The sequence below is a fragment of the Streptomyces sp. 1114.5 genome (genome assembly GCF_003635085.1).
Taxonomy (GTDB): Bacteria; Actinomycetota; Actinomycetes; order Streptomycetales; family Streptomycetaceae; genus Kitasatospora.
Map to the genome: position 1 here is coordinate 1,614,813 of NZ_RBXE01000002.1, position 26,646 is coordinate 1,641,458.

Annotated in this window: 22 protein-coding genes; 14 read left to right on the forward strand and 8 right to left on the reverse strand. The window is 74.2% G+C overall.

Translation table 11 applies throughout. The annotated features are described in order from the left end of the window. Window positions 1–183 precede the first annotated feature (183 nt). Together BX285_RS30340 and BX285_RS30345 are read right to left on the reverse strand one after the other, a co-directional pair. Window positions 184–1,869 carry an amidohydrolase gene (locus tag BX285_RS30340; RefSeq protein WP_121178852.1) on the reverse strand — a complete coding sequence of 562 codons (1,686 nt, stop codon included), beginning with the start codon at window positions 1,867–1,869 and terminating at the stop codon, window positions 184–186. 75 nt (window positions 1,870–1,944) lie between these two features. Then, complete coding sequence (locus BX285_RS30345; RefSeq protein WP_121178853.1) at window positions 1,945–2,643, reverse strand: TetR/AcrR family transcriptional regulator; 699 nt, start codon at window positions 2,641–2,643, stop codon at window positions 1,945–1,947. Window positions 2,644–2,714: 71 nt separating this feature from the next. On the opposite strand from BX285_RS30345, the gene BX285_RS30350 reads away from it, so the two are divergent. The 6 genes from BX285_RS30350 (at window position 2,715) to ftsH (ending at window position 11,902) form a co-directional block, all read left to right on the forward strand. Then, entirely contained in the window at window positions 2,715–4,214 is a 1,500-nt protein-coding gene (locus BX285_RS30350; protein WP_121178854.1) for a cytosine permease, read from the forward strand. A gap of 356 nt (window positions 4,215–4,570) precedes the next feature. Further along, complete coding sequence (locus BX285_RS30355; protein WP_121178855.1) at window positions 4,571–5,809, forward strand: glycosyltransferase; 1,239 nt, start codon at window positions 4,571–4,573, stop codon at window positions 5,807–5,809. A 216-nt stretch (window positions 5,810–6,025) separates the two neighbouring features. Further along, entirely contained in the window at window positions 6,026–6,775 is a 750-nt protein-coding gene (locus BX285_RS30360) for a DUF6461 domain-containing protein (protein ID WP_220783988.1), read from the forward strand. A 441-nt stretch (window positions 6,776–7,216) separates the two neighbouring features. Continuing rightward, window positions 7,217–8,848, forward strand: coding sequence for an alpha/beta hydrolase (locus BX285_RS30365; protein ID WP_121178856.1), 1,632 nt, complete (start codon window positions 7,217–7,219; stop codon window positions 8,846–8,848). Window positions 8,849–9,088: 240 nt separating this feature from the next. Continuing rightward, the gene (locus BX285_RS30370; protein ID WP_097234970.1) at window positions 9,089–9,748 is read left to right on the forward strand and encodes a disulfide bond formation protein DsbA; all 660 of its coding nucleotides are present in this window, start codon (window positions 9,089–9,091) and stop codon (window positions 9,746–9,748) included. A gap of 57 nt (window positions 9,749–9,805) precedes the next feature. After that, a complete protein-coding gene (gene ftsH / locus BX285_RS30375; protein WP_121178857.1) occupies window positions 9,806–11,902 on the forward strand; it encodes an ATP-dependent zinc metalloprotease FtsH in 2,097 nt (698 codons plus the stop codon). Here ftsH and BX285_RS30380 read toward each other — a convergent pair. Beyond that, the gene (locus BX285_RS30380) at window positions 11,899–12,357 is read right to left on the reverse strand and encodes an Lrp/AsnC family transcriptional regulator (RefSeq protein ID WP_121178858.1); all 459 of its coding nucleotides are present in this window, start codon (window positions 12,355–12,357) and stop codon (window positions 11,899–11,901) included. The genes ftsH and BX285_RS30380 overlap by 4 nt on opposite strands. Window positions 12,358–12,432: 75 nt before the next feature. Between BX285_RS30380 and BX285_RS30385 the strand changes: the two genes are divergently transcribed. The 4 genes from BX285_RS30385 (at window position 12,433) to BX285_RS30400 (ending at window position 16,709) form a co-directional block, all read left to right on the forward strand. Further along, window positions 12,433–13,377 (forward strand): SMP-30/gluconolactonase/LRE family protein, encoded by a 945-nt coding sequence (locus tag BX285_RS30385; protein ID WP_121178859.1) that lies wholly within the window; start codon window positions 12,433–12,435, stop codon window positions 13,375–13,377. Next, window positions 13,374–14,213 (forward strand): ammonia-dependent NAD(+) synthetase, encoded by an 840-nt coding sequence (gene nadE, locus BX285_RS30390; RefSeq protein ID WP_097234966.1) that lies wholly within the window; start codon window positions 13,374–13,376, stop codon window positions 14,211–14,213. The genes BX285_RS30385 and nadE overlap by 4 nt, the downstream gene beginning before the upstream one ends. 284 nt (window positions 14,214–14,497) lie before the next feature. Further along, complete coding sequence (locus BX285_RS30395) at window positions 14,498–15,277, forward strand: SDR family NAD(P)-dependent oxidoreductase (RefSeq protein ID WP_259470849.1); 780 nt, start codon at window positions 14,498–14,500, stop codon at window positions 15,275–15,277. A gap of 28 nt (window positions 15,278–15,305) precedes the next feature. Further along, on the forward strand, window positions 15,306–16,709 hold the full coding sequence (locus BX285_RS30400) for a glycosyltransferase (protein ID WP_147465249.1): 1,404 nt from the start codon (window positions 15,306–15,308) through the stop codon (window positions 16,707–16,709). Window positions 16,710–16,766: 57 nt separating this feature from the next. Here BX285_RS30400 and BX285_RS30405 read toward each other — a convergent pair whose 3' ends face one another. Further along, window positions 16,767–17,480, reverse strand: coding sequence for a hypothetical protein (locus tag BX285_RS30405; RefSeq protein WP_097234963.1), 714 nt, complete (start codon window positions 17,478–17,480; stop codon window positions 16,767–16,769). 510 nt (window positions 17,481–17,990) lie between these two features. Between BX285_RS30405 and BX285_RS30410 the strand changes: the two genes are divergently transcribed. Continuing rightward, entirely contained in the window at window positions 17,991–18,944 is a 954-nt protein-coding gene (locus BX285_RS30410; protein ID WP_121174248.1) for an IS481 family transposase, read from the forward strand. Here the strand turns inward: BX285_RS30410 and BX285_RS30415 are convergent. Together BX285_RS30415 and BX285_RS30420 are read right to left on the reverse strand one after the other, a co-directional pair. Next, window positions 18,941–20,623 (reverse strand): DUF885 family protein, encoded by a 1,683-nt coding sequence (locus tag BX285_RS30415; protein ID WP_183107251.1) that lies wholly within the window; start codon window positions 20,621–20,623, stop codon window positions 18,941–18,943. The genes BX285_RS30410 and BX285_RS30415 overlap by 4 nt on opposite strands. A gap of 179 nt (window positions 20,624–20,802) precedes the next feature. After that, window positions 20,803–21,231, reverse strand: a complete 429-nt coding sequence (locus BX285_RS30420; RefSeq protein WP_097234961.1) for a DUF5997 family protein — start codon at window positions 21,229–21,231, stop codon at window positions 20,803–20,805. 58 nt (window positions 21,232–21,289) lie between these two features. Between BX285_RS30420 and BX285_RS30425 the strand changes: the two genes are divergently transcribed. Continuing rightward, entirely contained in the window at window positions 21,290–22,045 is a 756-nt protein-coding gene (locus tag BX285_RS30425) for a LysR family substrate-binding domain-containing protein (RefSeq protein WP_121178863.1), read from the forward strand. A gap of 66 nt (window positions 22,046–22,111) precedes the next feature. Continuing rightward, window positions 22,112–22,756, forward strand: a complete 645-nt coding sequence (locus BX285_RS30430) for a DUF421 domain-containing protein (protein WP_121178864.1) — start codon at window positions 22,112–22,114, stop codon at window positions 22,754–22,756. Here BX285_RS30430 and BX285_RS30435 read toward each other — a convergent pair. After that, a complete protein-coding gene (locus BX285_RS30435; RefSeq protein WP_121178865.1) occupies window positions 22,706–23,434 on the reverse strand; it encodes a rhomboid-like protein in 729 nt (242 codons plus the stop codon). The genes BX285_RS30430 and BX285_RS30435 overlap by 51 nt on opposite strands. A 144-nt stretch (window positions 23,435–23,578) precedes the next feature. Further along, entirely contained in the window at window positions 23,579–24,928 is a 1,350-nt protein-coding gene (locus BX285_RS30440) for a cytochrome P450 (protein ID WP_259470850.1), read from the reverse strand. A 304-nt stretch (window positions 24,929–25,232) separates the two neighbouring features. Between BX285_RS30440 and BX285_RS30445 the strand changes: the two genes are divergently transcribed. Further along, window positions 25,233–26,636 (forward strand): amidase, encoded by a 1,404-nt coding sequence (locus BX285_RS30445; protein WP_097234956.1) that lies wholly within the window; start codon window positions 25,233–25,235, stop codon window positions 26,634–26,636. Window positions 26,637–26,646: the final 10 nt, after the last annotated feature.

Genomic DNA, 26,646 nt, shown 5'->3' on the forward strand with positions numbered 1-26,646 from the left:
ACCGAGAGAAACGTAGGATGTTTTACCTGCCGGGAAAGGTCGTCCACGATGTGAGGCAGCCGCGCGAACCGGTGGTCCGCGCGGGCCGGGTGGTGGCGCGGGACGGCTGCTTCACGGGGTGACGGGTGATTGCTGCTCGGCGGCTGGTCGGTGGGTGCTGGTGACGGTGCGGGCCGCCCTCGGTCAGAGGGAGTCGGTGCGGTGGGTCGGCCGGCCGTCCAGGACCGTCAACAGGACGGGGAGGTCTGCCAGTTCGGTGGCCGGGGTGGTGAGCGGGTCGGCAGCCAGCACGGTGAGGTCCGCTCGGTGGCCGACCGTGATCCGGCCCGCCAGCTGCTCCTCGCCGCCCGCGTGGGCGGCGTTGGCGGTCATCGCCAACAGCGCCTCCAGGGCGGTGAGCGCCTGGCCCGGGTTGTGCGGGGGGCTGCTGAGGTCGCGGGTGGGGCGGCGGTGGCGGGCGCCCGCCATGACGCCCAGCGGCGGGTAGGGGGCGATCGGCCAGTCCGAACCGAGGACCACGGTGGCGCCCGCATCCCACAGGTCGCGGCAGCGCCAGGCGCGGTCCGCCCGCTCCTCGCCGAGGCGGCGGGACCAGTTGTCGGTGTGGTCGGCCCGGGTGAAGTCGCAGCAGTGGGTGGGCTGCATGGAGGCGATCACGCCCAGCTCGGCGAAGCGCCGGACGGCCTCGTCGGGGACGGTCTCGATGTGTTCGATCCGGTGCCGGACGGAGGTGGTGCGAGGGTGGGCGGTGGCGGTGCCCGGTCGTACGGCGGCAGTGCGCTGTCGTGCGGCGGTGGGCCCCTCGTGCGACGCCTTCTCGATCGAGTCGAGGGCGTGTCGGACGGCGGCGTCGCCGATCGCGTGGGTGGCGGTCGGCACTCCGGCCCAGTGCAACTCCTGGACGACGTGGGTGTAGTGCGCCGGATCGGGCCAGAAGGCGTGCGTGGACTCGCCGTGGCAGTCCGGCTTCTCCAGCCAGGCGGTGCCGTTGTCGATCGTGCCGTCCATGAACAGCTTGACGCCGTCCACCCGCCAGAGCCGCCCGCCCCGGCCCTGCTGCTCGATCAGCGCGCGCAGCCCGTCCCGGTCCACCCCGGGCTGGCACCAGGGGGCGACCCGCAGACGCAGCGGCAGCTCACCGGCCTCGTCCAGCTCGGCGTAGAGGTCGAGGCTGTCGCCGTTGGCGTCCATCGCGTGGCCGCCGGTGAGGCCGGCGGCGGCCATGGCGCGCAGTGCGGCGGCGAGGCGTTCGCGGCGCTCGGCGCGGGTGGGCTGCGGGGCGGCGCGCTCGACCAGCTCGCCGGCGGCGTCCTCCAGCAGGAGCCCGGTGGGGCGTCCGTCGGCGTCGCAGACCACCTCGGCGGCTTGGGCGAAGGTGCGCGGGCCGTCCACGCCGGCCAGCTCCAGGGCGCGCGGGCTGGCGAGCATCGAGTGGGCGTCGAAGAGCTGGAGCAGCGCCGGGACGCCGTCCAGGACGGGGCCCAGCGCGGCGGACTCCACCGGGCGGTCGCCGAAGACGTTCGGGTCCAGGCCCCAGGCGTGCAGCCAGGCACCGGGGGCGAGCCGGCGGACCTCGGCGGCGAGAGCGGCCCGGACGGCGGCCAGGTCGGTGCAGCCGGAGAGGTCCAGGCCGTGGGTGAGTTCGGCGCCGCTGACCGGGTGCAGGTGGCCGTCCACCAAGCCGGGGGTGACGACGGCGCCCTTGAGGTCGATCACCGTGGTGGCGGGGTCGGCGAGTTCGCGGATCGTGCGGTCGTCGCCGAGCGCGGCGATCCGGCCGTCCACGACCGCGAGGGCGGTCTGCGGCAGGAAGCCACCGGAGGCGGGGTCGAGCAGGCGGGCGGAGAGGAGGACGAGGGAGGTGCGCACTTCGGCTCCAGCACTGTTGCGGGGTGGGGGAGTTGGGGGCGTCGGCAGCGTGGGGGAGGTCGGGATCCGGTGGGGTCAGGGCCGTTCGGGGGAGGGGCCGGGGGTGGGGGCGGCAGCGTCCGGGGTGTCGGCGGGGTCGGGGGTGTCGGTGGGGCTCAGCGTGCCGTCGGCGAGGCCGAGTTCGCGTTCGGCGGTGGCGGCGGCGAGCCGGGTGACGCCGGACGGGTGGTTGCGCAGCCCGGTGTTGGCGTGGCCGGCCAGGCCGTCGATCACCACGAGGATCCGGACCGCCGTCAGCACCGGGTCCTCGGCGCGGAACTCGCCCTGCTCGACGCCGGAGGCGATGACGCCGCTGAGCCGGCCGCGCCAGTCCTTCTCCTGTTCGAGTACACGGTCGCGCAGGACGGGGCGGTAGCGGCTGAGGTGGCGGGCGTTGAGCCAGAGCCGGCTCATGTCGTCGTAGGCCGGGCCGGTGGTACGGGCGAAGAAGCGGGAGAGGTGCCGCAGTGGGGAGCCGTCCTGGGGGTCGGCGGGTAGCAGCGTCTCCAACTCCGCGGTGGCGGCGCTGCCGAAGGCCTCGGCGACGAGGTCCTCCACGGCGGGGAAGTAGTGGCTGATCAGGCCTGGTCTGACGTCGAGCTGCTCGGCGATCCGGCGCAGCGTGATGCACTCCAGACCCTCGGTGAGGGCGACCTCCGCCGCGGCCCCGACGATCTCCGCCCGCCGGTCGTCGGGGGATTTGCGAACCCTTTTGCGCTGAACGCTTGACGTCATGTGCCGGATGCTATTGAGTGTGCGACCAATAAGCAAGCAGGTGGGCACGACACCCCCCACGGAGGGCCCCAATGGCGTCCACGCTCCCGGACCACCCCCACAGATCCCCGGACCCCCACAGATCCCCGGACCCCCACAGATCCCCGGACCCCCACAGAACCCCGGGCCTCTCCCGGGACCCCGCCCCGGACCCCGCCGCACCACCCCGGCCGGAACGCGGCGGACGGGTCGAGGTCCACGGCATCGACCACATCCCCGACACCGAGCGGCGCGGCCGCACCCGCGAACTCTTCGCCGTCTGGGCGGCGGCCAGCGTCAACTACCTCAACCTGGTGGTCGGTGGCGCCCTCGTCCTGACCGGCCTCAGCCTCTGGCAGGCCTTCGCGGTCGTCGTCGTCGGCAACCTCTTCTGGCTCGGCACCGGCCTGCTCGCGGTCTCCGGACCGGCCGCCGGCGCGCCCAGCGAGGTCATCACCCGCACCATGTACGGCATCCGCGGCAACCGCGTGAACAACGCGGTCACCGGCTGGATGATCTCCGTCTGCTACTTCGCGCTGAACCTCGCCGCGGCCGCCGTCGCCGCCTTCTCACTCGTCGAACGGATCGGGATCACCCCCACCACCCCGATCAAGATCGCCATCGTGATCGCGATCGTCGTGGTCACCCTCACCATCAGCGTGTACGGCCACGCCGTGATCGTCCGGCTCTACCTGCCGATCACCCTCGTGCTCACCGCGGCCTTCGCGGTCGTCGGGTACGCCATCGTCCGACACGCCGACTTCGGCTGGACCCAGCCCGAACCGCTCACCGGCAGCGCCCTCTGGGCGGCCGTCCTCGCCGGAATCGCCCTGATCGCCTCCGGCCCGCTCTCGTACACCACCAGCGCCGACTTCTCCCGCTACCTGCCGACCAGTACCTCCCCGCGCGCGGTCCTCGGCTGGACGGCCCTCGGCGGCTTCCTGCCGAGCGTCGCGGTCGGCGGCCTCGGCGTGCTCGGCGCCACCGCCGTCGACATGACCGACGCGCAGGCCGCCCTGCAGACGATCCTGCCCGGCTGGTTCAACCCGGTCTTCCTGCTCTCGCTCGTCGTCGGCACCATCGCCGTCAACGCCCTGACCGCCTACAGCGCGGGCCTCGCCCTGCAGGCCGTCGGCATCCGCATCCGCCGCACCGTCAGCGTGCTGGTGGACGGCGCGGTCGCGGTCGCGCTGACCCTGTACGCGCTGCTGGTCTCCAACTTCCTCGACACCGTCAGCAACGTGCTCCAGCTGACCGTCGTCCTCCTCGGTCCCAGCACCGCCATCTACATCGCCGACATCCTGCTGCGCCGCAACCGGTACGACGGCCATGCCCTGGGCGACGAGACCCCCGGCAGCCCCTACTGGTACCGCGCCGGCGTCAACCCCGCGGGCGCGATCGCCCTCACCGCGGGCGTGGTGAGCGCGGCCCTGTGCGTCGACACCCTCTACACCGGCCCGGTGGCCGCCCTGGTGGGCGTGGACCTGGCGCTGCCGGTCGGGATGGTCGTCGCGGGGGCCGCCTATGCACTGCTGATGCGCCGCCGGGTGTGACGCGCCGCGGGTGACGGCGGGGTCGGGGCTTGACGGGGGGTCTGCCCGACGACCGCCGGCCTGCCGCTCGTCTGGCCGCCGCCGGTCTGCCCACCTGACCACCCGCCCACCTGCCCGTCTGCCCGCCGGGCCACCGCCGTCGTCCGGTGGTGGCCGGTGTGGCGGGGGCCGGGGCGGTGAGGGCCGGGGCGGTGAGAGCCGGAGCGGAACAAGGAAGCGGACATGGAAACGGCAGGGAGATCGCGCTCCCTGCCACTACCAAGCTATAGCCCACCCGGGGGCTTGCGGCAAGGCCCCCGTCCTCCCGCAGAATCTCTGGTCTGACGGCCATGACCTGCGGAAACGGGAGTCTCGAAATGCGTGTGTTGTTGACGACGTGGGGATCACGCGGTGATGTCGAACCGCTGGCGGGGCTGGCGGCGGCGCTGCGGGGGCTCGGTGCCGAGGTACGGGTGTGCGCGCCGCCGGACGAGGAGTTCGTGGGGCTGCTGGCGCGGGTCGGCGTGCCCTTGGTGCCGCTCGGGCCCACGGTGCACTCCGTGGTGGCCGGCCCGAGGCCGCCGACGGCGCAGGACGCGTTCCGGCTGGCCCCCGAGTTGGTCGCCGCACGCTTCGAGACGCTCACCGCGGCGGCCGAGGGCTGCGACGTGCTGCTGGCGACCGGCCTGATGCCGGCCGGTGCCCGGGACGTGGCCGAACACCTGGGTATCCCGTACGTGCTCGCGTGCTTCCACATCTTCGGACTGCCGTCGCGGCACTTCCGCCCCGGAGCGCGGCCGGGCACGCCCTCCCCGCAGGACGAGACCGACCCCCGGGTGCTCTGGGAGCAGGACGCCCAGCGGGTCAACGGGCTGTACGGCGAGGCGTTGAACCGCCACCGGGCGGCGCTCGGCCTGCCGCCGGTGGAAAACGTCCGCGACCACGTCCTGACCGACCGCCCGTGGCTGGCCGCAGACCCGCTGCTCTGCCCGTCGCAGGGCATGACGGAACTCGACCCGGTACAGACCGGGGCGTGGATCCTGCCCGACGACCGCCCGCTCCCGGCCGACCTGGAGGCCTTCCTGGACGCCGGTGAGCCGCCCGTGTACGTCGGCTTCGGCAGCATGGCCGCGCACGCCCCGCAGGGCATCGCCCGGGTGGCGACCGAGGCGGCCCGCGCACACGGCCGCCGGATCGTCCTCGCCCGTGGCTGGGCCGGCCTGACCCCGGTCGACGACCGTGACGACTGCCTGGTCGTCGGCGAGGTCAACCAGCAGGCCCTGTTCCGGCGGGTGGCCGCTGTCGTGCACCACGGCGGGGCGGGCACCACGACGGCGGCGGCCCGGGCCGGCGCGCCCCAGGTGGTCGTTCCGCGGATCGCGGACCAGCCGTACTGGGCCCGCCGCGTGGCCGAGTTGGGCATCGGCGCGGCCCACCTCGACCCAGCGCCCACGGTCGACTCCCTCTCCGCAGCGCTCGCCACGGCCCTGGCGCCCGAGACCCGGGCCCGGGCGGAGGCCGTGGCCGGCACCGTCCGTGCCGACGGGGCGACGGTGGCAGCGAAGCTGTTGTTCGAGGTGGCGGCCGGTCGGGACGGGCGGCCCGGGGTCGGGTGAACCGCCTCGCGCACCGGGGTCGGGTGAACGGCGGCGCGGACCAGGTGAGTTCGGCGGTCGGATCAGCCTCCGTTCGGTCGGTCGAGGGTGGATGCCGGCCCGCACCGGGCCGGTTCCGGCACCGAACCGGTGAGCGGGCTCCGGCCGTCGGTGGTCTCGGCTAGGGTGCCGACCGGCGCGCCTGGCCACCGCAGGCCGGCGCCAGGGGAGGGCGGCATGACGGACGGCACGTGCGAAGGAGCGGGCGAGGGCGGCGACGGCATCCGGTGGGGCGACGGCATCCAGTGGCTCGCGGAGATCGGCGGGCCGCGCACCGGCGGGTCAGCGGCGGGCCGGCCCGACGAGGACGGTGAGATCGGCGGCGTGGTGTTCGCCCGGGGGATCCCGCCCCGGGAACTCGCCCGCCGGATGGGCGCCGACCCGGCCGCCGGGACCGAGCCGATCAGCGACACCGAGGTCCGCGACCTGGACATCGAGGTCTACCGCCCGGGCGACGACGGCGACGGCGTGATCAGGGTCGGCGAGTGCGGAGGCTGGTCGTTCGCGATCGAGTACGGCGACTCCACCGGCGGCGAACTGCTCACCGAGATAGCGCGCGACGGAGTCGAGGTGGTGCACTTCCGGCCGATGCCGGAGCAGCGGCCGGCACTGCTCGACTACGCCCGCGACGGCGCCGTGCTGTGCGGCTTCGGCCTCGGCGAGGAGCGTTGGCGCTGGGGGCAGGAGCCCGACCTGCTGGTGCCGGACCTGATCGCGGCGAGCGTGCTGGAGCGGGACGGCGTCACCCCCTGCGACCCCGCGGCGGCGGGCAGTGCGGGTGCCGGCGCCGGTGCCGGCGCTGCCCACCGCCGCGCCCTCGGCGCCGTCGAGCGGCGGTTCGGGCTGAGCCTGCCCCGGGCCGCCCTCGACGGCCTGCGCCTGCCGGCGTACGCGGTGCGCGGGAAGCCGGGAATGCAGCCGCGCTGAGCCTTCGGAGGCACCAGCGGGAACGGCGGCGGAGAAGGCCACGGCGGACAGGGCAGCGGCGGACAGCGTGAGCACGAGTGACAGCACGGTCATGGGAAAGCTCCTTCCCGGGCTCCGCCGAGGAGCCCCGATGACCGTCATCCTGACGCGGCGTCGCTTTCCGCACATGTGCCGATCGGGAGGTTCCTGAGGGGAAAGGCTCCTGGAGCCCCCTGCCGATCGGCAGGGGGCTCCCTCACCCGGCCGGCAGGGGGGGGCTCCCCTCACTCGGCCGGCCGGTGGCAGACCGAGCGGCGCACGCCCTCCGTCCGGAGGTTCCCGGAGGGCATGCGCGGTCTCCGGCCCCTAGGGTCTGTGGTGCGTCGACCGCGCCGCGCGCCGGGCGTACGCCGTCCCGCCGCGCGCCGGGTACCCGGCAGACCCGAGAGGTGGACCCGCCCCATGCACACCGTCGTTCGCGGCGCAGGAGCGCTCGGCCTGACCGCGCTGCTGCTCACCGCCGCCACCGGCTGCCAGGGCGACAGCTCCTCCGCCGCCGAGCCCGCACCGACCTCCCCGGCCTCCCCGGCCTCCCCGACCTCCCCGGCCTCCGGAACGGCGGCGGGATCGGGCAGCGGGTCGGCGACCGGATCGCCCACCGGGCTGGCCGCCCAGAAGCTGGACTGGCACGCCTGCGCCGCCCCCAGCACCGCCCAGGGCGGCGGCACCGCGCCCGCCGGCGACTGGCAGTGCGCCACCCTCAAGGCCCCGCTGGACCACGCCAAGCCGGACGGCAGGACCATCGACCTGGCCCTGATCCGCAGCAGGGCCAGGGACGAACAGCAGCGGATCGGCTCGCTGCTGTTCAACTTCGGTGGCCCCGGCGCCTCCGGGGTGGCCACCCTGCCCGCCCTCGCCCAGACCTACGCCTCCCTCAACTCCCGCTACGACCTGGTCAGTTTCGACCCGCGCGGGGTCGGCGCCAGCGACGGCGTGACGTGCCTGGACGACCAGGCGATGGACGCCGGCGTCGCCGCCGACAGCACCCCCGACGACCCGGCCGGGGTGAAGGCGCTGGACGACAGCAACGCCCGGTTCGTCTCCGCCTGCGAGCACAACTCCGGCCCGGTGCTGCCGTACGTCGACACCGAGAGCGCCGCGCGGGACATGGACCTGATGCGGCAGGTGCTGGGCGACCGGAAGCTCTCCTACTTCGGCATCAGCTACGGCACCCAGCTCGGCGGTGTCTACGCGCACCTGTTCCCGCAGGAGGTCGGCCGGCTCGTGCTGGACTCGGTGATCGACCCGACCAAGGACCCGCAGCAGTCCGCGCTCGGCCAGGCCCAGGGCTTCCAACTCGCCCTCGACGACTTCATGAAGGCCTGCGCCGGCCAGGCCGGCAGCTCCTGCCCGACCGGCGCGGGCGGCGAGGAGGGCACCGCGAAGGTCACCGCGCTGGTGCGCAAGCTCCAGCAGTCGCCGCTGCCCACCCAGAGCGGGCGGCAGCTCACCGAGAACCTGGCCGTCACCGGCATCGCAGGCGCCCTGTACAGCCAGGAGACCTGGCCGGTGCTCGCCGCCGGGCTCACCGAGGCGATGGACCAGGGCACCGGCAACACGCTGCTCCAGCTCGCCGACGGGCTGAACGGGCGCGACGCGCAGGGCCACTACAGCAACCTGAGCGCCGCGAACCGGGCGATCGGTTGCGTGGACGCGCGGCAGCGCTACTCCGACCAGGACGTCCAGCAGCAACTGCCGCAGTTCCAGGCCGCCTCCCCGGTCTTCGGCGCCTTCACCGCCTGGGGCCTGACCGGCTGCACCGGCTGGCCCGTCCCCGGCAAGGGTGACCACCCGGAGGTCGCGGCCCCCGGCGCCGCCCCGATCCTGGTGGTCGGCACCACCGGTGACCCGGCCACGCCGGTCGAGGGCGCCCGGGCGATGGCGCAGCAGCTCGGCGCGGGCGTCGGCGTCACCGTCACCCTGCAGGGGGAGGGGCACGGCGGCTACAACACCGGGAACCCCTGCCTGAAGCAGACCGTGGACGCCTACCTGCTGGACGGCACGGTGCCGGCGGACGGGACGACCTGCAGCTGAGTGCCGGCGGAGGGTCGAAGCGGCGGCTCCAAGCGCCCGTCCCGCAACGGCGGCCCGGACCGCCCCGCAGCGGTGGCACGATCCGCGCCCGCAACGGCGGCTCGGACCGCCCCGCAGCGGCGGCACGATCCGCGCCCGCAACGGCGGCCCGAATCGCCCTGAAGCGACCCGAAGTGGCCCAATAAAACGCCTACTAATTGGCACTGCAGAGCGGTCCACTCGACCGCTAATCTCATCGGTATGACGAACACCCTGACGAACAGCGCGACCGACACCCCGGCCGACAACCCGACGAAGCCCACCAAGGTCGACTTCTACTTCGACCCCGTCTGCCCGTTCGCCTGGATCACCTCCCGGTGGATCCTGGAGGTCGCGCGCCACCGCGAGCTCGACCTGACCTTCCGGGTGATGAGCCTGTCCGTCCTCAACGAGGGCCGCACCGACCTGCCCGAGCGCTACCAGCGCCTGATGACCACCGGCTGGGGCCCCGTCCGGGTCTGCATCGCGGCCGCCGAGAAGCACGGCCAGCACGTGCTGCGCGACCTGTACACCGAACTCGGCACCCGCTTCCACAACCAGGACCGGCCCGCCGACGACACCGTCATCCGGGAGGCCCTGGTCGCGGCCGGCCTGCCCGAGGAGCTGGCCGACGCCGCGACCAGCACCGAGTACGACATCGCGCTGCGCAAGAGCCACCACGAGGGCATGGACCCGGTCGGCGAGGAGGTCGGCACGCCGACCATCCACGTGGACGGCGTCGCCTTCTTCGGCCCGGTGCTCAGCGCGATCCCGCGCGGCGAGGACGCCGTACGGGTCTTCGAGGGCGTCCGGCTGCTGGCCGGGTACCCGAAGTTCTTCGAGCTCAAGCGCACCCGGACGGACTCGCTCGACTTCTCCTGAGCCGCGCTCGACCATGGAGACGGAGGCCCGGAGGCCTTCGAGAGGTGGTGAGCGTGGATGATCGTACGAATCCGGCTGTACGTTGCCCGCCACCCCGCGACACCGCCGGGCTCCGGGGCGGGACCTGACCCCGGCCGAGCATCCGGCTCCGGACCTGGCCCCGGCGGCTCTGGCCCCGGCCCCGGCCCCGGCTGGGGCCAGGGCCAACGCCCCGGTCAAGGCCCCGGTCAAGGCCCCGGCCAGCGCCCGGGACAACGCCCCGGCCCCGGGGGCCCGGGCGCCAAGCCCCCGCCGCCCTCGTGGCGCCGCTGGCTGCTGCCCGTCGCCGTGCTGGTGACGCTGCTCCTGCTGGTCCTGTTCTCCAACCCCGGCAAGCCCGGCACCCGCTACGGCTACACCGACTTCGTCAACCGGGTCGACGCCGGCCAGGTGCAGACCGTGGACGTCAGCGACACCGGCGGGGTGAACGGCACGCTCAAGGACGGCACCCACTTCACCAGCCAGATCCCCACCGCCCTGGACACCGCCCAGCTCAGCAAGACGCTCACCGACCAGCACGTGACCGTCACCGGCAGCCGCTCCGGCAGCGGCAACTCGATCTGGTCCACACTGCTGCTGTTCCTGCCGCTGCTGCTGTTCGGCGGGCTGTTCCTCTGGTCGGGCCGGCTGGCCGCCCGGTCGCTGGGCGGCGGGCTGAGCGCCATCGGCCGTTCCCGGGCGAAGATCATCGAGGCCGAGCGGCCCGCCACCGGGTTCGCCGACGTCGCGGGCTACGAAGGGGTGAAGCAGGAGGTCAGCGAGGTGGTCGACTTCCTGCGCAGCCCGGAGCGGTACGCCGCCGCCGGAGCCAAGGGGCCGCGCGGAGTGATCATGGTCGGGCCGCCGGGCACCGGCAAGACCCTGCTGGCCAGGGCCGTCGCCGGAGAGGCCGAAGTGCCGTTCCTCTCGGTGACCGGCTCCGGATTCGTCGAGATGTTCGTCGGCGTCGGCGCCTCCCGGGTCCGCGACCTCTTCGACGAGGCCCGCAAACGCGCGCCGTCGATCATCTTCATCGACGAGATCGACGCCGTCGGCGGCCGCCGCGCGGGCGGCACCCGGCTCGGCGGCAACGACGAACGCGAGCAGACCCTGAACCAACTGCTCTCCGAGATGGACGGCTTCGACCAGGGCACCGGCATCGTCGTCATCGCCGCCACCAACCGGCCGGACGCCCTCGACCCCGCCCTGCTGCGCCCCGGCCGCTTCGACCGGCAGGTCACCGTCCCGCTGCCCAACCAGGCCGAGCGGGCGGCCATCCTCACCGTGCACACCCGCGGCAAGACCCTCGCCCCCGGCGCCGACCTCGACCGGATCGCCCGCGGCACCCCCGGGTTCTCCGGCGCCGACCTCGCCAACCTGGTCAACGAGGCCGCCATCAACGCCGTCCGCGCCGAACGCGCCACCATCACCGCCGACGACCTCGACGCCGCCCGCGACCGCGTCCTGCTCGGCCGCCGGGAGTCCTCCAACGCGCTGCTGCCCGAGGAGCGGCACGCCGTCGCCGTGCACGAGTCCGGGCACGCCCTGATGGCCGCGCTCTGCGAGCACGCCGACCCGGTCGCCAAGGTCACCATCCTCCCGGCCGGCGTCTCCCTCGGCTCCACCGAGCAACTGCCGGAGGCCGAGCGGCACCTGTACAGCGAGAGCTACCTGACCGACGTGCTCACCGTCCAACTCGGCGGCCGGGCCGCGGAACTGGTCGTGTTCGGCGAGGGTTCCACGGGCGCTGCCAACGACCTCGCCAACGCCACCTCGGTCGCCACCCGGATGGTCCGCGAGTTCGGCCTCTCCCCGGAGCTCGGCCCGGTCGGCTACTCCAGCGGCACCCCGCACTACCTCGGCGACAACCCCGAGGACCTGCTGCGCCGCCCGTACTCCGAGCAGACCCAGCGCGCCGTGGACGAGGCGGTCGCCGCGCTGCTGCGGCAGGCAGAGCGCCGGGCCGTCGGCCTGCTCACCGAACACCGGCACCACCTGGACGAGTTGGCGAACCTGCTGGTCGCCCAGGAAACGGTGGACGGCGGCGTGGTGCTCGACATCCTGACGCACCCGAAGGCGCCGGCCGGCCCGGTCTCGCTGACCAAGCCGGAGGGGCCCGGGGCGGCCGAAGGCTAGGGTGCGGGCGGCCGTTCGAAGAAGGTCTCCAGGACGACGGTCGCCTGTGTCCCGTTCACGCCCTGGATCGCGTAGAGCCGCCGCAGCACGTCCTGGAGCTGTTCGGTGGTCGCCGTCCGCACCTTGACCAGCACCGAGGCGCTGCCGGCGATGACGTGCGCCTCCTCGATCTCGGGGATGGCCGCGAAGGCCTGCGCCGAATCGCCCATCCAGGCCGAGGAGTCCACCATCACGAAGGACAGCACCCCGAGCCCGAGGGCCTTCGGGTCCACCTCCACCGTGGTGCGGCGGATCACTCCGCGCTCGCGCAGCTTGCGCACCCGCTCGTGCGCCGCCGCCGTGGAGAGCCCCACGGCCTTGCCCAGGGCCGCGTACGGCTGCCCGGCGTCCTGCTGGAGCAGGAGGAGCAGTGCGCGGTCGGTGTCGTCGAGGTGCTCGGTGGGGGTGGGGGCCATGGTGGGACCATACCGCGCTCTGACATACTCCGGTTCACCGGAACAGATCCGGTCAATGACTGCGCGGGGTGAATGATGTCTGGCTCCATCGAGTTCGGCCTGTATGAGATCCTGGACGACAGGTTTCGCTACTGCGTCAACGGCGACACCCGGCTGGAGAAGCTGCACGGCGACTGCCGCTGGGCCGAGGGCCCGCTCTACCTGCCCGCCTGGCGCCAGCTGATCTGGAGCGACATCCCCAACGACCGCCTGCTGCGCTGGGACGAGGCCACCGGCACGGTCGGCGTCCTCCGCTCCCCGGCCGGGCACACCAACGGCAACACCCTCGACCGCGAAGGCCGGCTGATCAGCTGCGAACAGGGCAACCGCCGGGTCACCCGCACCGAGCACGACGGCCGCACGACCGTCCTCGCCGACCGCTACCGGGGCAGGCGGCTCAACTCGCCCAACGACGCGGTGGTCCGGTCGGACGGCGCGATCTGGTTCTCCGACCCGGACTTCGGCATCACCAGCGACTACGAGGGCCACCGCGCCGAGTCCGAGATCGGCGCCTGCCACGTCTACCGGATCGACCCGCGCAGCGGCGAGGTCCAGCTGGCCGCCGACGGCTTCACCGGGCCGAACGGGCTGGTGCTCTCCGCCGACGAGCAGCGGCTCTACGTCTCCGACTCCCGGGAAGGCCACATCCGGGTCTTCGACATCCGCGCGGACGGGACCCTCGCCGACGGCGGCGTCTTCGCCAAGGGCGGCGACGGCCCCGCGGGGCGGATCCGCTTCGACAACATCCGCTTCGACTGTGACGGGCGGCTCTGGGCGGCCGCCTTCGGCGACGGCATCCACTGCTACGCCCCCGACGGCACGCTCATCGGCCGTATCCTCGTCCCCGAGCCCGTCTCCAACCTCACCTTCGGCGGCCCGAAGAACAACCGGCTGTTCATCACCGCCACCACCTCGCTGTACTCCCTGGTGACGTCGATGACGGGCACCCACCGCGTCCGCTGCCCCGAGGAGTCGGAATGACCGAGCCCCTGACCGCCGACCTCCAGCGGGAGATCGCCCGCGCCCTCGGGGTCGTGCCCGTCGCCGACCCGCTGCGGGAGGCCGAGCGGCGCGTCGCCTTCCTCGCCGAGCAGGTCCGTGCCGCCGGCGCCCGGACGCTGGTGCTCGGGATCAGCGGCGGGGTGGACTCCACCACCGCCGGGCGGCTCTGCCGGCTCGCCGTGGACCGGCTGCGCGCCGACGGGTACCCGGCGGCGTTCTGTGCGATGCGGCTGCCGTACGGGGTGCAGGCGGACGAGGAGGATGCGCAGCGGGCCGTCGCGTTCATCGAGGCGGACGAGCTGCTGACCGTCGACATCAAGCCCGCCACCGACGCCGCCCTGGACGCCCTGCTGGCCGCCGGGCTGACCTTCACCGACCACGCCCACGAGGACTTCGTCCGCGGCAACGTCAAGGCCCGCCAGCGGATGGTGGTCCAGTACGCGGCGGCCGGTGCCAACGGCGGTCTGGTCGTCGGCACCGACCACGCGGCGGAGGCGGCCGTCGGCTTCTTCACCAAGTTCGGCGACGGCGCGGCCGACGTGATGCCGCTGTCCGGTCTGACGAAGCGTCAGGTCCGTTCACTCGCCGAGGCGTTGGGTGCACCGGCCGAGCTGGTCAAGAAGACCCCGACCGCCGACCTGGAGAACCTCGCCCCCGGCCGCCCCGACGAGGACGCCCTCGGTGTCACCTACGACGCCCTGGACGACTTCCTGGAGGGCCGCCCGGTCGCCGAGGACACCGTCACCACCGTCCTCGGCCACTACCGCCGTACCGAGCACAAGCGCGGCCTCCCGATCGTCCCCGGACGCGCATGACCCCCACGCCCCGACCGTCCCGACCGCGAGGCCGGGGCGGTTGACGGGTCGGCCGGGGGTGGCGGCGGACCGGGGGCGGAGTCGGGTGTGCGGGTCGGTGTCGTGGATCCGTGAGCCGGGGCCAGTTGGTGACGGCCAGGGGCGGGTGGTGGTGGCGCCTTGCGGCGATGACCTCCTCGGGGCCGGCGGGGCCGGCGGGGACGCACCCATCCCCCCGATGCCGGCCCGCTCGCGTGCCTCGCTACCGTACGGGGGGTCGGTTCAGCACCGAAGGGGACGGCGTGATGGGGGATGACATGGCGGGGGACGGGCTCGCGGTGGTGTCAGGCGGGGGTACCGGGATCGGGCGGGCGATCGCGGCCCGGCTGGCCGGGGAGGGGCGCCGGGTGGTGATCATCGGGCGTCGGGCGGCTGTGCTGGAGCAGGCCCGGGAGGAGATCGAGCGGGAGGCGGGGCCGGGGCGGATCGTCCCGGTGGCGGCCGACCTGACCGATCCGGCGGCGGTGGCGGCGGCGGCCGACCGGATCGCCGGACTCGGCCCGGGGGACGCCCTGGTGAACAACGCGGGCGCCATCATCACCCCGCCCGAGGACGACAGCCTGGCCGCGCTGGCCCGCTCGTGGCGGCACGACCTGGACGTCAACCTGCTCACCGCCGTGCTGCTGACCACCGCCCTGCAGGGCGCGCTGCGCCGCCCCGGCGGCCGCTTGGTGGTGATCAGTTCGGCGGCGGCCCAGCGCGGCGGGGCGGGGCCGCACTCGGCCGGCTCGTACGCCGCCGCGAAGGCCGCCCTGCACGGCTGGGCCTTCGGCCTGGCCCGGCAGTTGGGGCCGGACGGGATCACGGTCAACGTCCTCGCGCCCGGCTACATCGAGGAGACCGAGATCTTCGGCGCGGGGTGGAGCGAGGAGTTCCACGCCCGGAAGGTCGCCGACACCCTGGTCGGCCGGGCCGGAACGCCCGCCGACGTGGCCGACGCGGTGGCCTACCTGGTCTCGCCGGCCTGCGGGTACGTCACCGGCCAGGTGATCGGCGTCAACGGCGGCGCGGTGCTGGGGCGCTGAGGGCCTGCAGGACCGGGGTGCCGAGGCGTTGATCGGTCGTCTGCCGGAGGTCCGTACGGTGAGCGCCGACCACGAACCGAGTGGCCCGAGCACGACCGAGGAGCCTCCGCTGTCCAGGATCATCACCACCGCCCTGCCCGCACACGGCCACACCGGCCCGCTGCTGGCCGTCTCCGCCGACCTCGCCGCCCGCGGGCACGAGGTGGTGTTCCTCGGCGGCTCGCGGTTCGCCGGCGCGGCCGAGCGGGCGGGGGTGCGGTTCGTCGCGCTGCCCGCCGAGGCGGACTTCGACGACCGCGACCTCGACGGCAGCTTCCCGGGACGGTCGAGCCTGCCGCCCGGTCCGGAGCGGCTGGCCTTCGACGCGCGGCACGTCTTCCTCGACCCGATCCCGGCCCAGTACCGGGCGCTGCTCGCGCTGCTGGCAGACTTCCCGGCGGACGCCGTGATCGCGGACGCCTTCCTGCAGGGCGCGCTGCCGCTGGCGCTGAGCCGGCCGCGGTCGCAGCGCCCGGCGCTGATCGGCATCGGGGTCACCCCGGCGATGCTGCCCAGCGTGGACACCGCGCCCTTCGGGCCGGGGCTTCCGCCGTTGCCGGGGGAGGAGGGCCGGGCCCGCAACCGGGCGCTGCAGGAGGAGGCGGACCGGCGCGCCGAGCCGCTGCGGCGGTACACCGAGAAGGTGTACGCCGGGCTGGGCGTCGAGGCGCCGCGGGGGCCGCGCGGGCTCGCCGCCGTGACGGTGCCGGACCACTTCCTGCAGCTGACCGTCCCGGGTTTCGAGTACCCGCGCAGCGACGCCCCGGCCGGCTTCCGCCTGATCGGCGCGCTGCCGGGCGCCGTCGGTGACGAGCAGCCGCTGCCCTCCTGGTGGGGCGAGCTGACGGCCGGCCGGCCGGTCGTCGTGGTGACCCAGGGGACGCTGGCCAACGACGACCTCGGCGAGCTGGTCGCCCCGACCGTCACCGCGCTGGCGGAGCGGGACCTCCTGGTGGTGGCCGCGACCGGCCGCCCGGGCGGCCCGCAGGCGCTGGCCGGGCTGCTCGGCGGGAGCCTGCCGGGGAACGTGCGGGCCGTCGACTACGTCCCGTTCGAGCGGCTGCTGCCGCACACCGACCTGCTGGTCAGCAACGGCGGCTACGGCGGGGTGCAGACGGCGCTGCGGTACGGGGTGCCGCTGGTGGTGGCCGGGGCGAGCGAGGACAAGCCGGAGGTGGCGGCCCGGGTGCAGTGGTCGGGCGTGGGGCTGGACCTGCGGACGGGCCGTCCGGCACCGGTGGAGGTCGGCGCCGCCGTCGACCGGGTGCTCGGCGAGGGCCGGTTCCGGGAGCGGGCCCGGGCGCTGGGCGCGGAGCTCGCGCAGTACCGGCCGTTCGACACGATCGCCGAGCTGGTGGAGGCGGAGGCGCACTCCGTGCCGGTCGGACGCTGACCGGACGTCCCGCCGACGGACGGTCCGCCGACGGGACGTCCGTCGGCGGGCGGCCCGTCAGTCCCCGTCGGCGTCGGCCTCGGCGGTCGGCGCGCTGCCGGAGCGGATGCCGAGCTTGACCTCGGCCGTGGTCCAGTCGGTGGCGATCGCCTGCTGTGCCGCGGCGAGGGTGACCTGGCCCTTGCAGATCGCGGTGTGCAGGTGCGTCTCCACCGAGTCCTTGGGGTTGTTCGGGCCCTTGCCCGGGACGTGGTCGGGGGAGGGCGGCTGGATCCAGAGGTTGCGGGCGTCGTTGGGGTCGCCGCCGAGCTGCAGGCTGATCAGGTGGTCGTACTCGGCGTCGCCCATCGGGCCGGTGTAGCCGTAGGACTTGGCGTTCTCGGCCTTCTCCTTGCCGGTGAGGCTCGCCGGCGGGCGGATGCCCGAGGTGTAGCCGCCCTGCTTGCAGATGGTGTCCTTGAGGTTGTCCTGGTTGACGGCCGGACTGATCGCCCCCGGGGTGCAGTTCGGGTCGGGCAGCGGCTGCTTGTCCGCGGTGTAGCGGTAGTGGCAGCTGCCCGGCGCGGGCTGCGGCTGGACCTCGTACGAGCTCTTCGGGCCGGGCCCGGTCACGATCGCGGCCGGGGCGGGCTGGGCGGCGTCGCCGGCGGCCGGGGCGGAGCTGTGGCCGGCCCCCTTGGCGGTGTGGCCACCGCCGGACGAGCAGCCTGCGGCTGCGGCGAGCAGGACGGCCGCGGCCACGGCCAGGGCGCGGCGGGCGGGTGCCGGCACGGGTTCTCCTCCATCTGGGTGTGCGTGAGCGGCGGCCACCGGGCGTGCCAGGACCGCCAGCGGACACTACCGTGTCGATGGGGCCGAACGGGTGACGGCACGTCCGGGCGGGGGAAGCCTTTACCGGGCGCGCGGAACCGTTTCCGCAGCCGGCGCGCTCCGAGGGCCGCCCCGACCCGCTGGTGCGCGGCGGTTTAGGGCCTGTCCGGCGGATCTTGTCGGATCAGCGCGCGGCTCCCCCAGCCTTCGGCCGGGAGGTACCCCCACTTCGCGCCCGTCTGGGCGTGCGCCCGAATCGCCCTCGTACTGGGTGTACTTGGACGATTCGGGCGTGCGTCCAGGCGGGATGATCCGGCGTCGTGCGCCCGGCAAGATCCGCCGGACAGGCCCTAGTTGTATTGACCACGGAGGTTGGTGACGGGGCTCACGGCGTGGTGATCTTGAAATGAGTGAGGGCCTTCTGGCTCGGTGTGGATTGCGACATCTGCACCGGCTCCCAGAAAGGCCCTCATGCCACACCGTAACGCACCGCTGACCGAGACCGGACGCCTGCGCCTGGCCCGCTGCGTCGTCGAGGACGGCTGGCCACTGCGGCGGGCGGCCGAGCGCTTCCAGGTCTCGCCGACCACCGCGAAGCGCTGGGCCGACCGCTACCGAGCGCTCGGGCAGGCGGGCATGACCGACCGCTCCAGCCGCCCGCACCGCAGCCCCCGCCGGTTGCCGTCCCGCACCGAGCGGCGGATCGTCAAGGTCCGCGTCCTGCGCCGCTGGGGACCGGCCCGCATCGCCTACCTGCTGCGGCTCAACCCGGCCACCGTGCACCGGGTCCTGACTCGCTACCGGCTCGCCCGACTCGCGCACCTCGACCGCGCCACCGCTCGCCCGGTGCGGCGCTACGAACGCGCCGCACCGGGCGAGCTGGTCCACGTCGACATCAAGAAGCTCGGCAACATCCCAGACGGCGGCGGCCACAGGTCCCTGGGCCGCCAGGCCGGCCGCAGGACTCGCTCCGGGGCCGGTTACAGCTACCTGCACAACGCCGTCGACGACCACTCCCGCCTGGCCTACAGCGAGATCCTGCCCGACGAACGCAAGGAGACCGCCGCCGCATTCTGGGCCCGGGCGAACGCCTTCTTCGCCCGGGCCGGGATCACCGTCCAGCGGGTGATGACCGACAACGGCGCCTGCTACAAGTCACACGCCTGGCGCGATGCCCTCGCCGCCGAGGGCATCACCCACAAGCGAACCCGGCCCTACCGGCCGCAGACCAACGGCAAGGTCGAACGCTTCAACCGCACCCTGCTCGACGAATGGGCCTACGCCAGGCCCTACCGCACCGAACAGGAACGCCGCGACGCCTACCTGGCCTGGCTCCACACCTACAATCACCACCGCGGACACACCGCACTCGCAGGCAAGCCACCCGCCAGCCGCATCCCCAACCTCACGGGACAGAACACCTAGTGCGCCGCGATCCAGTCCGAGACCAGCTCGTCCAGCACGCCCAGCGGCAGGCTGCCGTGCCCGATCAGCTGGTGGTGGAACTCCCGGACGTCGAAGCGGGCGCCGAGCGCGGCCTGCGCCCGCTCGCGGTGCCGGACGATCTCCCGACGGCCGATCAGGTACGCCGTGGCCTGGCCCGGCCAGGCGAGGTAGCGGTCGATCTCGTTGCGGACGTTGGCCTCCGGGGTGGCGGTGTTGTCCCGCATGAAGGCCATCGCCCGCTCCCGGGACCAGCCGTAGTGGTGCATCCCGGTGTCCACCACCAGCCGTACCGCCCGCAGGGCGTCCATCGAGAGCATGCCGAAGCGGGAGACGTCCGAGCTGTACAGCCCCATCTCGTCCGCGAGCCGTTCGGTGTAGAGGCCCCAGCCCTCGACGTGGGCGGTCAGCTGGCCGCTCGGCTTCTGCCGGAACTGCGGCAGGTGGTGCAGGGTCTGGGCGACGGCGATCTGCAGGTGGTGGCCGGGCACGCTCTCGTGGAAGGCGATCGCCTCGTACTCGTAGCTGAACCGGGTCTCCGGGCGCAGCGTGTTGATCCAGTGGGTGCCGGGCCGGCCGCCCGGGCCCGGCGGCTGGTAGTAGGCGAGCGGTGCGGTCTCCGCCTCGATCGGAGCGATCTCCCTGGTCACGCAGTCGGCGACCGGGTACGGGTGGAACCAGTCCGGGGCGGCGGCGCGGGCCCGCTCCAGGGCGCCGTCCACCAGGGCGAGCATCTCGGCGGCGGTGGTGAAGCGCAGCGAGCGGTCCTCGCGCAGGGCGGCCAGCACGCCCGCGGGGTCGGTGATGCCGAGCACCTTGCCGCCCAGTTCGGCGAACTCCTCGCGCAGCGCGGCGACCGCGTCCAGGCCGATCCGGTGCACCTCCTCCGGGGTGAGCCCGGGCCGGGTGAAGCGGCCGACGGCATCGGCGTAGCCCTCGGCCCCGCCCGGCAGGTGGCAGACCCCGGCCCGGTCGTCGGGGCGGGCGGCCGGCGCCAACTGCCCGGCCAGCCCGGCGCGGTAGCGCGCCAGCGCCGGGCGGACGGCGTCGCGCACGATCGCCAGGGCGCGCTCGTGCTCCGGGCGGTCCCGCAGCGGGCGCAGCAGGGTGTCCTCGTCGGGGGCGGTGGCGAGGTGGGAGTCCAGCTGGGTGACGGCGGCGTCGACCCCGCTGCGCAGTGGGTGGCGGCCCTCGGCGGCGGCGTCCAGGGCGAGGCGCAGGGCGGCGTCGAAGTAGCCGGGCAGGGCGGCGAGTCGTGCCAGGTAGGCGTCGGTGCCCCCGTGGTCGACGGGGGCCATCGTGAGCGAGGTGATGGCTTCGTTGTGCTTGGCGACGATGGTCGCCGAGATCGAGAAATCGTCCAGCCCGTGGGTGAGCCGGCCGATCCCGTTGTCGATCAGGCGGGCCAGGACGCGGTGGGTGGTGCGGTCCTCGCCGGTCAGTCGGTCCAGGGGGATCGCGGCGAGCCGGACTCGGAAGCCCTCCAGCGCCTCGCGGTGGTGCCGGGCGGCGGCGCGGGACGGGTCGGGCAGCAGGTGCGCGTAACCCTCGACGCCGCCGAGGGTCGCGTCGAACGGGTTGTGGGTGTTCTCGGCGTCGAAGTAGTCGTCGGCGAGTGCGGCGAGTGCGGCGGGTTCGGCGTGCTGGGACTGCTCGATCAAGGATCCCCCTGCTCCGGTGCGGTCGGTGCAGTCCGGGGTGCCCTGGGGCAGCCCGAACCGCACCGATTATTCGGAGCGACCGGCGATGCGGTCAATACACGGCGGAGGAGGGGGAGTTCCTGCCGTGGCGGTCGGTGACGCCGTCGACGGCGGTCACCCTGCAGGCGAGCGCGGGAGGATCAGCGGCCCTGGGCGGCCTTCGACTCCTTGGCGGCCTTGGCGGCGGCCTCCTTCTCGTGCTTCTCCTTGATCCGCAGGGTCTCCTTGCGGACGTCGACCTGGTTGGCGCGCTCGTGCTGCAGCCAGAGCGGGTTCTCGGCCTTGATCGCCTCGATCTGCTCGGTGGTGAGCGCCTCGGTCACGCCGCCGCGGGCCAGGCCGGCGATCGACACGCCGAGCTTGGCGGCGACCACCGGGCGCGGGTGCGGGCCGTGCTGGCGCAGCTCCTGGAGCCACTGCGGCGGCTCGGCCTGCAGTGCGTTGAGCTCCTCGCGGGAGACCACGCCCTCCTGGAAGTCGGTCGGCGCCGCGTCGAGGTAGATCCCCAGCTTCTTGGCCGCCGTGGCCGGCTTCATGGTCTGGCTGGTCTTCTGCTTGAGCGATGTCATGGTGACAAGGGTAAGGGAGCGCGCGGGCGCTCCTCGTCACGGTCGGTAGCCTTGCCCTGTGACAGACATGCAGGTGAACCCCTCCTTCCGGCTCGTGTACGTCCCGGGCGTGACCCCCGGCAAATGGGTCCGGGTCTGGGACGAGCGGCTCCCGGACGTACGGCTCGACCTCCTCGCGGTCCCGGTCGGTGACGGCGAGCGGACCCTGCGCGAGGGCGGCGCGGACGCCGGGCTGGTCCGGCTGCCGGTCGACAAGGACGTGCTGAGCGCGATCCCGCTGTACACCGAGACCACCGTCGTGGTCTTCCCCAAGGACCACTGGCTGGCCGCCGCCGAGGAGGTCACGGTCGACGACCTGGCCGAGGAGGTGGTCTTCCACCCGCTGGACGACACCCTCGGCTTCACTGCCGACACCCTGCCCGGGCGCCCCGCCATCGCCCGCCCGGACACCACGGCGGACGCGATCGAGCTGGTCGCGGCCAACGTCGGTGTGCTCCTGGTGCCGCAGTCCCTGGCTCGGCTGCACCACCGCCGGGACCTCACCTACCGGCCGGTGACGGACGCGCCGCAGTCCCAGGTGGCGCTGTCCTGGCCGCTTGAGCAGACGACCGACCTGGTGGAGGAGTTCATCGGGATCGTCCGGGGCCGTACGGTCAACAGCTCGCGCGGTCGCGGGGCCGGGCAGGCGGCGACCGAGGCGAAGCAGCAGAAGTCCTCGGGCGGCCAGAAGGCGGGCGGGCAGAAGCCGAAGGCCGCGCCCGGCGGGCGGGGCGCGGCGGCGGCCCGGCGCGGCAAGCCGAAGCGGCGCGGTTAGCGGCCGTGGCGTAGCGTCGGCCCCGTTCCGTCGAGTCGCGGTGGGAGCGGTGGGAGGAGCGGGGCCGTGTGGCATGACCTGCTGGTCGTCCAGATGCCGATCGTCGAGAAGGTCCTTCGGACCGTCGCCGTCTACGCGCTGATCGTGTTGCTGTTCCGGCTCGCCGGGAAACGCGGGCTGGCCGGGCTGAACACCTTCGACATGGTGGTCGTCTTCCTGCTCTCCAACGTGGTGCAGAACGCCGTCATCGGCAACGACAACAGCCTGGTCGGCGGCGTGATCGGGGCCGTCACCCTGGTCGCGGTGAACTCCGCCGTCACCCGCTGGCTCGCCCGGGACCCGAGGGCCGCCCGGCTCCTGGAGGGCACGGCCACCACCGTGGTCGAGGACGGCGAGCTGGACCGCGCTGCGCTGCGCGCCCTGGCACTGCGCCCGTCCGAGCTGGAGCACGCCATCCGGATGCAGAACGGCGACACGGTGACCGATGTCGCCCGGGCCCGGCTGGAGCCGGACGGGCAGCTGCTGGTCACCCTCAAGGCGGCCGAGCAGAGCGCCACGCGGGGCGATGTGGAGGAGCTGCGGCAGCGGCTGGAGACGATCGAGCGGCTGCTCACGGACCTCTCCGCGGACCGGCGGCGCCTGTCGGGCCTCCGGTGGTGGTCACGGCTGGGCGTCGGCCGTGGCCGGGGCGGCGGCCCGGCGTCGTCGTGACGACGCCACCGCCACCGCGCCGGCCACGGCGAAGCCGAGGGCGGCGGAGAGCAGGTGGCCGACGGTGGTGAAGTCCGGCAGCGGGCCGGGCCAGTCATGGCCGCCGGAGAGCGGCCAGGCGAGGACGAAGGCCGCCCAGGGGAGGCGGGCCCAGCGGGGCAGGGCGAGGGTGGCGAACGCGAGGGCGGTCTGGGCGCCGTAGCTGATGCCGTAGTCGGAGGCGTGCCGCACGCTCTCCGGGTACCAGCCGTGCCGCAGGGCGAGCAGGATGACGGCGGCGGTGACCAGGGTGGCGCCGATGTGTCCGCCGAGGAAGACGGCGGCGGCGCGGAGCCCACCGAGGCGGCGCTCCGCCCAGGCGAGGCAGCAGCAGACGCCGAGGCCGAGGGTGATCAGGGTGCCGCCGAAGCCGGTGGAGGCGATGTCGGTGAGCGTGCCGTCGTAGAGCAGGGCGCTGCCGAGGAGTGCGGTGACCGGGTGGTCGTGCAGGTTGTCGAGGTTGGTGCTGATGTACTCCCGGAGGGCGTCGGCCCGGGCGGGGGAGAGCAGGTCCTCGACCCAGACGTGGCCGAGCAGGAGCAGGCCGACGTAGCCGAGCGTCACCGGCGAGCGGCGCGGGTACGTCCGCACGGCGCGGAGCAGCCTGGCCGGCAGTCTCCGCGGCGATCGAGCGTTCATGGTCTGGTGCCGTCCCCGTCGAGCCGAATCTCCGACCGGCGCAACCCCGCCGGCTCCGCGGCGACAGTACCGTCCCGGCTTCCGGCGGCGGGTCAGCGGGGAGGGGCCGCTGCGGGTGGCGGTGGTGGAGCGGGCCGGGGCGGGTCATCGGGGGCGGCGGGTCAGGGTGGCGGCGAAGGGGCGGGGGATGAGGGAGGCGCTGCGGGTGGGGCGGACGGGGCGGCCGGGGGTGGGGGTGACGGTCCAGCGGGCGGCGATGGTGGCGATGGCGAGGACGGCTTCGGTGGTGCCGAAGGTGTCGCCGATGCAGCGGCGGGCGCCGAGGCCGAAGGGGGTGTAGGTGCCGGGGGCGGGGTGGGCGGTGGTGAGCCAGCGGTCGGGGTCGAAGCGGTCGGGGCAGGGGAAGAGGTCGGCCCGGCGGTGCAGCAGATACGGGCTGAACAGGATGGTGGCACCGGCCGGGACGCGGTGGCCGCCGAGTTCGGTGGCGGTGGTGACGGTGCGGCTGAGCAGCCAGGCCGGGGGGTGGAGCCGCAGGGTCTCGCTGACGATCCGGGCGGTGAGCGGGAGGGCGGGCAGGTCCTCGTGGCGGGCGGGGCGGCCGTCGAGCACGGTGTCGAGTTCGGCGTGCAGGCGCCTGCGGACGGCCGGGTTGGCGGCGAGCAGGGTCCAGGCCCAGGAGAGGGTGGCGGCGGTGGTCTCCGTGCCGGCGAGCAGGAAGGTGACCACCTGGTCGTGGATCTCGGCGTCGGACAGGCCCTGCCCGTCCTCGTCCTGTGCGCCGAGCAGCACGGAGAGCAGGTCCCCGTGGTCGGTGCCGGTGGCGCGGTAGTCGGCGATCAGCTGCTCGGTGGTCTCCCGCAGGGTCTGCCGGGCGCGTCGGAAGCGGCGGTTGCCGGGGGTGGGGAGCCGGTCGAGCCCGGGCAGCGGCAGCATGACGCGCCGGCCGACGCCGCGGGTGATGACGTCCGCGCTCTCGTGCAGGGGCAGCGAGCCGGCCCGGTCGTGTGCGGCGAACAGGCAGCGGGCGGTGACGGCGGTGGCGAGCCGGTACATCGCGGCGGGGAGGTCGACGGTGTCGCCGTCGCGCCAGGGGGCGGTGGTGGCGGCGATCTCCTCGGCCATCAGCGCGGCGTAGCCGGGCAGCCGGTCGCGGTGGAACGCGGGCTGCAGCAGGCGGCGTTGGCGTCGGTGGGCGGCGGCGGGGCAGGTGGCGAGGCCCTCGCCGAAGACCTCCCGGGCTTTGTCGAGGACGAGCCCGCCCTTGTCGTAGGTGCGGTCCTGGGTGAGCAGTCGGCGGACCAGTTCGGGATGGCAGGCGACGTACGCGTCGAGCGGGCCGAGCCGCAGCCGGACGAGGTCGCCGTGGGCGGGCAGGCCGGCGACGAAGGCGTGCGGACGGCGCAGGAGGGCGGGGGCGTGGCCGAGCAGGGGGAGGGCGCCGGGAGCGGTGGCGGCGGTGAACCGGGGGGTGGGGAGGACGCGGGTCGGCACGGGCATCACCTCGGGTCGGGTGGGCGGACCGGAGTGTTCGTGAACGTGATCTTTCCCGGCGGCCGCCGGCGAAACGGTCGCGGACCGGCGGGTGGGGTGAACACGGGGGCGCAGGCCGAACGCCCGTGCTCCATCGGTGCGGTGATGGGTCGTTTACCCGTGGACGGGTCGGACATTCCACTGGCTCCGCCCGGCGCATAGACTCGAACCCTTCGCGAGACTACCGGCCAGTAGAACTGGGCGGTGCTACCAACCGGTTCGACGATCGGACGGTCCACCGTCCGGCAGGGAATGGGGAGTTCGGATGACCGACGAGCGGGTCCACGCGTTCACCGACGACGCCCTCGGCTCGCACGACGCGGTGGCCCTCGCCGCCCTGGTGCGGGCCGGTGCGGTCAACCCCCGGGAGCTCGTCGGCGCGGCCGTCGCCCGTGCCGCCCGGGTGGACGGCGCCCTGCTGCCGGTCGCCCATGCTTCGTACGACAAACCGCAGATCAGCCGGGAGGGCATCGGCGGGCCGCTCTGGGGCGTACCGACCTACCTCAAGGACAACGTCGACCTGCGCGGCCTGCCGACCGCCATGGGGAGCGAGGCGTTCCGGCCCCGACCGGCCCGCCGCAACGCCAGGTTCACCGACCAGTTCCTCGCCACCGGCCTGGCCGTGCTCGGCAAGACCCGGCTGCCCGAGTTCGGCCTCAACGCCTCCACCGAGTTCGCCACTGCCCAGCCGGTGCGCAACCCCTGGAAGCCCTCGCACTCGCCCGGGGCCTCCTCCGGCGGCGCGGCGGCCCTGGTCGCCTCCGGCGTGGTGCCGATCGCGCACGCCAACGACGGCGGCGGCTCGATCCGCATCCCTGCGGCCTGCTGCGGCCTGGTCGGGCTCAAGCCCACCCGGGGCCGGCTGGTCACCAACGCGCAGAGCGGCAAACTGCCCATCGACCTGGTCACCGACGGAGTGCTGACCCGCTCGGTGCGCGACACCGCCGCCTTCTTCGCCGCCGCCGAACGGCACCGCCGCAACCCCGAACTGCCCCCGCTCGGCCTGGTCGAGGGCCCCGGGAACCAGCGGCTGCGGATCGGCCTGGTGGTCGACTCGCCGATCGCCAAGACGGACGAGGCGACCCGCCGGGTGGTCGAGGAGACCGCCGCCCGGCTGGAGGCGATGGGCCACCTGGTGGAGCCGACCGCCCTGCCCTTCGGCGAGGAGTTCTCCCGCGACTTCGTCTCCTACTGGGGCTACATCGCCTGGGCGCTCGCCTTCACCGGCCGACTGCTGATCGACCAGAGCTTCCGGGTCGGGAAGCTCGACGGGCTCACCACCGGGCTGCGCCGGCGGTTCCAGGCGGAGTTCGCGCACACCCCGGGCGTGCTGCGGCGGCTGCGCCGCGCCGAGGGCGTCTACCGGCGGGTGTTCGACCACCACGACGTGATCCTCTCCCCGGTGCTCGCCCACACCGCCCCGCCGATCGGGCACCTCAGCCCGAACGTGGCCTTCGACGAACTGATGGACCGGCTGCTGCGCTACGTGGCCTTCACCCCGGTCAACAACGTGACCGGCGGCCCGGGCATCGCCCTGCCGGCCGGCTCGACGGCGGGCGGCCTGCCGGTCGGGGTGCACCTGTCGGCGGCGCACGGGCAGGAACGGGTGCTGCTGGAACTGGCCTTCGCGCTGGAGGCGGACCGGCCCTGGCGGCGGATCCAGGACTGAGCAGATCCAG

What these genes read in the sequence shown, in the direction of transcription:
- BX285_RS30345 (WP_121178853.1), bottom strand. Translation starts at nt 2,643, where the DNA reads ATGACGTCAAGCGTTCAGCGCAAAAGGGTTCGCAAATCCCCCGACGAC.
- BX285_RS30350 (WP_121178854.1), top strand. Translation starts at nt 2,715, where the DNA reads ATGGCGTCCACGCTCCCGGACCACCCCCACAGATCCCCGGACCCCCAC.
- BX285_RS30355 (WP_121178855.1), top strand. Translation starts at nt 4,571, where the DNA reads ATGCGTGTGTTGTTGACGACGTGGGGATCACGCGGTGATGTCGAACCG.
- BX285_RS30360 (WP_220783988.1), top strand. Translation starts at nt 6,026, where the DNA reads ATGACGGACGGCACGTGCGAAGGAGCGGGCGAGGGCGGCGACGGCATC.
- BX285_RS30365 (WP_121178856.1), top strand. Translation starts at nt 7,217, where the DNA reads ATGCACACCGTCGTTCGCGGCGCAGGAGCGCTCGGCCTGACCGCGCTG.
- BX285_RS30370 (WP_097234970.1), top strand. Translation starts at nt 9,089, where the DNA reads ATGACGAACACCCTGACGAACAGCGCGACCGACACCCCGGCCGACAAC.
- ftsH (WP_121178857.1), top strand. Translation starts at nt 9,806, where the DNA reads ATGATCGTACGAATCCGGCTGTACGTTGCCCGCCACCCCGCGACACCG.
- BX285_RS30380 (WP_121178858.1), bottom strand. Translation starts at nt 12,357, where the DNA reads ATGGCCCCCACCCCCACCGAGCACCTCGACGACACCGACCGCGCACTG.
- BX285_RS30385 (WP_121178859.1), top strand. Translation starts at nt 12,433, where the DNA reads ATGTCTGGCTCCATCGAGTTCGGCCTGTATGAGATCCTGGACGACAGG.
- nadE (WP_097234966.1), top strand. Translation starts at nt 13,374, where the DNA reads ATGACCGAGCCCCTGACCGCCGACCTCCAGCGGGAGATCGCCCGCGCC.
- BX285_RS30395 (WP_259470849.1), top strand. Translation starts at nt 14,498, where the DNA reads ATGGGGGATGACATGGCGGGGGACGGGCTCGCGGTGGTGTCAGGCGGG.
- BX285_RS30410 (WP_121174248.1), top strand. Translation starts at nt 17,991, where the DNA reads ATGCCACACCGTAACGCACCGCTGACCGAGACCGGACGCCTGCGCCTG.
- BX285_RS30420 (WP_097234961.1), bottom strand. Translation starts at nt 21,231, where the DNA reads ATGACATCGCTCAAGCAGAAGACCAGCCAGACCATGAAGCCGGCCACG.
- BX285_RS30435 (WP_121178865.1), bottom strand. Translation starts at nt 23,434, where the DNA reads ATGAACGCTCGATCGCCGCGGAGACTGCCGGCCAGGCTGCTCCGCGCC.
- BX285_RS30445 (WP_097234956.1), top strand. Translation starts at nt 25,233, where the DNA reads ATGACCGACGAGCGGGTCCACGCGTTCACCGACGACGCCCTCGGCTCG.